At 62.6% G+C, this 5,402-nt stretch carries 4 protein-coding genes; 1 reads left to right on the plus strand and 3 read right to left on the minus strand.

The annotated features are described in order from the left end of the window. On the plus strand, nt 1-183 hold a 183-nt coding region (locus ACHWRX_RS11795; protein WP_394659356.1), incomplete at its 5' end, for an HAD hydrolase-like protein. Here ACHWRX_RS11795 and ACHWRX_RS11800 read toward each other — a convergent pair. From ACHWRX_RS11800 to ACHWRX_RS11810, 3 genes are all read right to left on the minus strand, one after another. Beyond that, nucleotides 144-3,056, minus strand: a complete 2,913-nt coding sequence (locus ACHWRX_RS11800; protein ID WP_394659357.1) for a M16 family metallopeptidase — start codon at nt 3,054-3,056, stop codon at nt 144-146. The two genes, ACHWRX_RS11795 and ACHWRX_RS11800, sit on opposite strands and share 40 nt — an antisense overlap. 84 nt (nt 3,057-3,140) lie before the next feature. Beyond that, complete coding sequence (gene purC / locus ACHWRX_RS11805; protein WP_058737736.1) at nt 3,141-3,941, minus strand: phosphoribosylaminoimidazolesuccinocarboxamide synthase; 801 nt, start codon at nt 3,939-3,941, stop codon at nt 3,141-3,143. Nucleotides 3,942-4,085: 144 nt separating this feature from the next. After that, a partial coding sequence (locus ACHWRX_RS11810; protein ID WP_394659358.1) for a S9 family peptidase occupies nt 4,086-5,402 on the minus strand: 1,317 nt, incomplete at its 5' end.

A 5,402-nucleotide genomic window follows, 5' to 3' on the forward strand; every position in this document is an offset into this window, starting at 1 on the left:
GGCGTTGCCGGGCGGGCGGCTTACGTGGGCGATACTACGTATGATACGGGTGCAGCCCGTGCCGCCGGGCTGCCGTGTGTTGCCGTCAGCTTCGGTTTCAACGATCTGCCGCCCGCCGAGTTAGGCGCGACGGCGGTGATCGATCATTTCGACGAGCTGATCCCCACGCTGGAGCGGCTCTGACCGGACTCGCGCAACGCGGTCGTCCATGATCCCGAGGGTGTCAGGCCTTTGGGCAGGACGACCACTTCGAGCCCCTGGGCCGGTTCCAGATACCGCAGCGCCATCGTCTGCACGTCCTGCGCGGAAATAGTCGCAAGGCGATTCTTGGCGGCAATCTGGCGCTGGATGCGATCGGCCTGGGTCTGCGCACGATCTACCAAGGCGATCCACCCGTCATTGGTCTTGAGGCTGTTTTGCACGCTTTCAAGCAATGGCTGGCGCGCGCGCTGCAGCACATCGGCGTCCACGGGAGCATCGCGTAATTGGTTAAGTGTGCGGATGATGGCCATCCGCGTCTGCTTGATGTCGGCAACGTCGACCGAGGCAGCGATCCCGAACGTCCCGTAGCCGGGCCAGGCGCGTGAAAGGGAACTGGCCGCGGTGGGCGAGTAGGCCTTACCCAATGTCTCGCGCAGAGTGTCGGTCAATTCGATCCGCACCACGCGTTCCAGCATCGCCAGCTTCAGCGTTTCGTCGGGATCGGCATCGTCCCGCGTCGGCCAAGTAAGGCGCAGCAGAGCCTGATTGCCCGGGCCGGTGTGGCGGATCACGCGGGGAAGCCTGTCGGCGGTAAATATGCGCTCGGCCCGATCCTTGCCGTCGCCAAAGTCCGGTTCGCGCTTGGGCAGGGCACCCAAGGTAGTGGCGACGAGCGCGATCGCCTCTTCTTCCGAGATATCACCCACGATGCCGACCTCTATTGCGCCGTGGGCGAGCCGATCGGAGATATCGCGCTTCAACTTGGCAAAGGTCAGCGCGCGATAGGCCTTTACGTCCTGCAGCGTGAAACGCGGATCGTTTCCAGAGAGAATGCCGCCCAGATCCGCTCGCAACGCCGAACTTGGGGTCGCGCGCAATTGCTCGAAATAATTGTTCATGTTGTGGCGATATTGCACTTCGCCTTCGGCCCGATAGCCGGGGTCGGTCAGCATCGCCGTCCAAAGCTGAAGCTGCAATTCCAAGTCGCGGGGCGTGGTGATCGCGCGCGCATCGAAACTCGTATCGCCGGTGCCGAAAGTATCGCTGACGCTGTGACCGGCCAGGATCGTTTGCAGATCATCGGTGCTGTGCTTGCCTAGGCCGCCTTCGTCCAGAAAGGGCATCATTTCCGTGGCGAGCGGATTGGCCTTGGTGTCCAGCTTGTCCCCACCGTCGACCGATATGGTTACGCGCACCCGGTCTTTTTCCAGCGCCGTCTTCTTCAGATTTAGCATCACACCATTGGCAAAGCGAACCTGCCGAATGCCAAGAGCAGGCTCGCGCGTATCTGTTGCCACGACACCTGCCGGGCCGAAATCGGTATAGGCAAAGCCGGCGAGATCGGTGGAACTCATCTGCGCCACCTCCGCCTTCATCGCCTCGTCCCACGCGGCGCGGATGGCAGGCGCACCGCCTGCCGGATCATACCGGCCGCGAAAACGTATCAGCGGATCGGCCACCTCCAAGGCTTCCCGCTTCATCGCTGCGAGGACGGCCTCCGGCGTGATCTGGGGCATGAAGACGCGGAAGCGGGCCAGCACGTCCTCAGGTCGGGAAGGAACCACGCGGTCCTGCACCAAGGCCAGCGCCACGCCGGACAGGGCCGTGTTGCTGCGCGTGTCGGACATGGCGGCCGCATCTTCCAGCGCGGTGCGGATGTTGGCGACCTGTTCGGCCACTTCCGGCTTCGAAAAGCCGTAGATCAGCGCGCGGCGATATTCCCGCGCAGCCGCAATCATTCCGCGCCGCCATTTGCGATCCACGGTATCCACGATCAGCCGCGTGGAGCGTCCTGCCTCGAACACGTCCCCGGTACCAAAGCCTGCTCCACGAAACGGAGGGTCCTCCTGGCGGGAAAGGCGCAGGAAACGGCGGTTGACGATATCATAGCCGATCTGGCGCAGCAGGCTTTCCTGGCGCTGGCGGATCGTGTCTGGCTCATCAAGCCAAGCGCCATTACGCACCATGGTGATGCGTTCGGAAACGGCTGGGTCGATGTAGATCGTAGTGCGATCGCGATCCTTCGCCACGATCGGGCCGGCGCTAGGCTGGGTGACGGCCTTGCCTGCCTGCCAGTCTGCAAAGCGCGCCTTGATGGTCTGCTCCACCACCACCGGATCGAAGTCTCCGATCACCACCAGCGTAGTCTTAGCTGGCGTATATTCCCGGCGGTAGAATGCCCGCAGCCGCTTGGCGTCTGCGCCCTCGATCGTCTCGGCAACGCCGATGGGAAAACGCAGGGCAAAGCGGGATTTCGGGTAGAGAAATTGCGTGTTGGCGATCGTGTCGCGTAGCTGCCAGGTGTTCCGGTCGCGCATCTCGGCCAGGATCACGCCGCGTTCGCGCGCTACGGCGGCGGGGGCGATCGTCAATTCGCTGGCGGTTTCGCGCATCAGCATCAACGCGGTGTCGATCAGGGCCGGGTCGTTGGTCGGTAAGTCCAGCTTGTAGAGCGTGCGGTCGAAGCTGGTGGACGCGTTGGTGTCCGCGCCGAAGGCCAGGCCGTGCCGTTCCAGCAGCCGCACCATCTCGCCCTCGGCGATGTGCGTGCTGCCGTTGAAAGCCATGTGCTCTACAAAATGCGCGAAACCGCGCTCTTTTTTGCTCTCATCCAGCGAGCCGACGGCGATGTCCATCCGCACCAGCGCGGTACCCGCAGGCGTGGCGTTGCGCCGTATGACATAGCGCATTCCGTTCGGCAGCCGACCAAAGCGGAACGAAGGGTCTGGCGCGATGTCGCTGGTGCCGAACGCCCACTGCGTATCATCCGCGGCAGGGGCCGTATCACGGGCCTGAAGTGATCCGGGAGAGACAAGGCTGACGAGGACGAAGAACGCGAAGGGGCGGAACCGCATGACGATCCGCTTGCCCCAACACGCCTGCTTTGCCAAGTGGCTCAAGGTCTAGGCAGAGACGATAAGCCGTTACGTTGCGGCAGTTTACTTCGTGGTGCTCTTGCCGCCCCGCAGCTTGCCACGATGAGCGGTCAGGTCGAAAACCTCGCTCGGGCCCGGATCGTCCTGCAGCACGCCCAGGCGCCGCGCGACTTCCTGATAGGCCTCTTCCTCGCCGCCCAGGTCCTGGCGGAAGCGGTCCTTATCCAGCTTCTCACCCGTGACCATATCCCACAGGCGGCAGCCGTCAGGGCTGATCTCGTCGGCGAGGATCACGCGGCTGTATTCACCGTCCCAGATGCGACCGAATTCCAGCTTGAAGTCGATCAGGCGGATATTGATGGCCGCGAACATGCCGCAGAGGAAGTCGTTCACGCGGATCGCCAGTGCCGAGATGTCCTGCATCTCTTCATTGGTGGCCCAGCCGAAGCACGAGATATGCTCTTCGGCGATCATCGGATCGCCCAGCGCGTCATCCTTGTAGTAGTATTCCAGCAGGGTGTGCGGCAGCGGCTCCCCTTCCGGAATGCCAAGGCGCTTCGAGATCGATCCGGCGGCGACGTTGCGCACCACGACCTCGATCGGGATGATCTCCACCTGGCGCACCAACTGCTCGCGCATGTTCAAGCGGCGAATGAAGTGGTTGGGTACGCCAATGTGATTGAGGCGGGTGAACACATACTCGCTGATGCGGTTGTTGATCACGCCCTTACCCTGGATCGTGCCCTTTTTCTGCGCGTTGAACGCTGTGGCATCATCCTTGAAATACTGGATCAGAGTGCCGGGCTCAGGGCCTTCGTAGAGGATCTTCGCCTTGCCTTCGTAGATTTGGCGTCTGCGGGACATGGGCAAATCCTTACTCGAAACACTGCACCGAAAAAGCGGACCCCGGCGCGCGCAGAGCGTATTCACGCGAACTGCTCGGCCGGGGCTTTCGCGGACGGCATATAAGCCACCCGCACGAATTTGCAAAGACGGTGCAGTACCAGCCTATTGGCCGAGCAGATACTTGCGCCAGAACATGGTTTCCACCCAGCTCTGGTAGTCCCGGTTCTCCTTCTTGGCGAAGCCGTGGCCTTCGTTCTTGCCGACAAGGTGCCACGCCGTACCGCCATTCCCGCGCACCGCCGCGACGATCTGGTTGGCCTCGCTCTCGGGCACGCGGGGGTCGTTGCTGCCGGTTACCACGAGCAAGGGAATCTTCAGCTTGTTCACGCTGGTGAGCGGAGAAATCGCGGTCAACTTCGCCCGCTGTGCCGGATCGCGCTCATCGCCATATTCGACCCGGCGCAAGTCTCGACGGTAGCTTTGGGTGTTCTCCAGAAAAGTCACGAAGTTGCTAATGGCCACGATGCAGTCGGCCGCCTTAAGGCGATCGCCGTAGCGGATCGCGGAAGCATAGCACATGTACCCGCCATACGAGCCGCCGTTCACGGCCATGCGCTTAGCATCGATGCGGGGATCGCGCTGCAGGCGATCCAGGAACGCGCCGATATCCTTCACCGAATCCTCGCGCTTGAACGGCCCATTGTCGAGGCTGACGAAGCGCTTGCCGAAGCCGGTGGAGCCCCGCACGTTCGGCGCGAACACAGCGATGCCCAACTCGTTCGTCAGGTAATTGCTCGCCCCGCGAAAACCGGGGGTGTACTGCCCTTCGGGCCCACCGTGGATGCTGACGACCAGCGGGCGTTTGCCCGGGAATTTCTTTGGATCGGGACGATAAAGGAAGCCCGAAACCGTCTCCCCATCGAAACTCTTGACCTCGACCAGCTCGGCTTCAGGATTGCGAGCGGCGTCCAGTCCCCCGGTTTCGCTCTGCGTCCAGCGTGTCGCCTGCAACGATGCGGGGTCCAGGGTGAACGCGTCCGTCGGGACCTTGGCGGAACTCAGCGAAAAAGCCAGCCGTCCGTCCGGTCCCGCTTCCAGTCCGCCGATCGTGCCTAGGGGCAGATTGCGCGCTTCCCTGGCCGCTCCGGTTTTCGGGTCCAGCAGCTTCAGCCGCGAACTGCCGTTGTCGTTCAGCACGTAGGCGACGTATGATCCATCGCGCGCGATCTCGAAACTTTCGACATCCCATTTCGCTTCGGTCGAGCGGGGAGTGAACCGCCCGGCTCGCCGGTCGATCGTGCCCAGGCGCTGAAAATCCGAACCCTCGTCGCTGGTTACCCAGATTGTGCCGTCAGGCGCGAAGGCGGCCTCGCCATACGAAACGGAGGCAGCATGATCGCCCAGAGGCGTGAGCTTGCCCGAGCGGACATCCAGCAGCCAGAGATTGGATTTCTGGACCGACACGTATTGCTGGACAAG

This window comes from uncultured Novosphingobium sp., assembly GCF_964277725.1.
Lineage (GTDB): Bacteria > Pseudomonadota > Alphaproteobacteria > Sphingomonadales > Sphingomonadaceae > Novosphingobium > Novosphingobium fluoreni.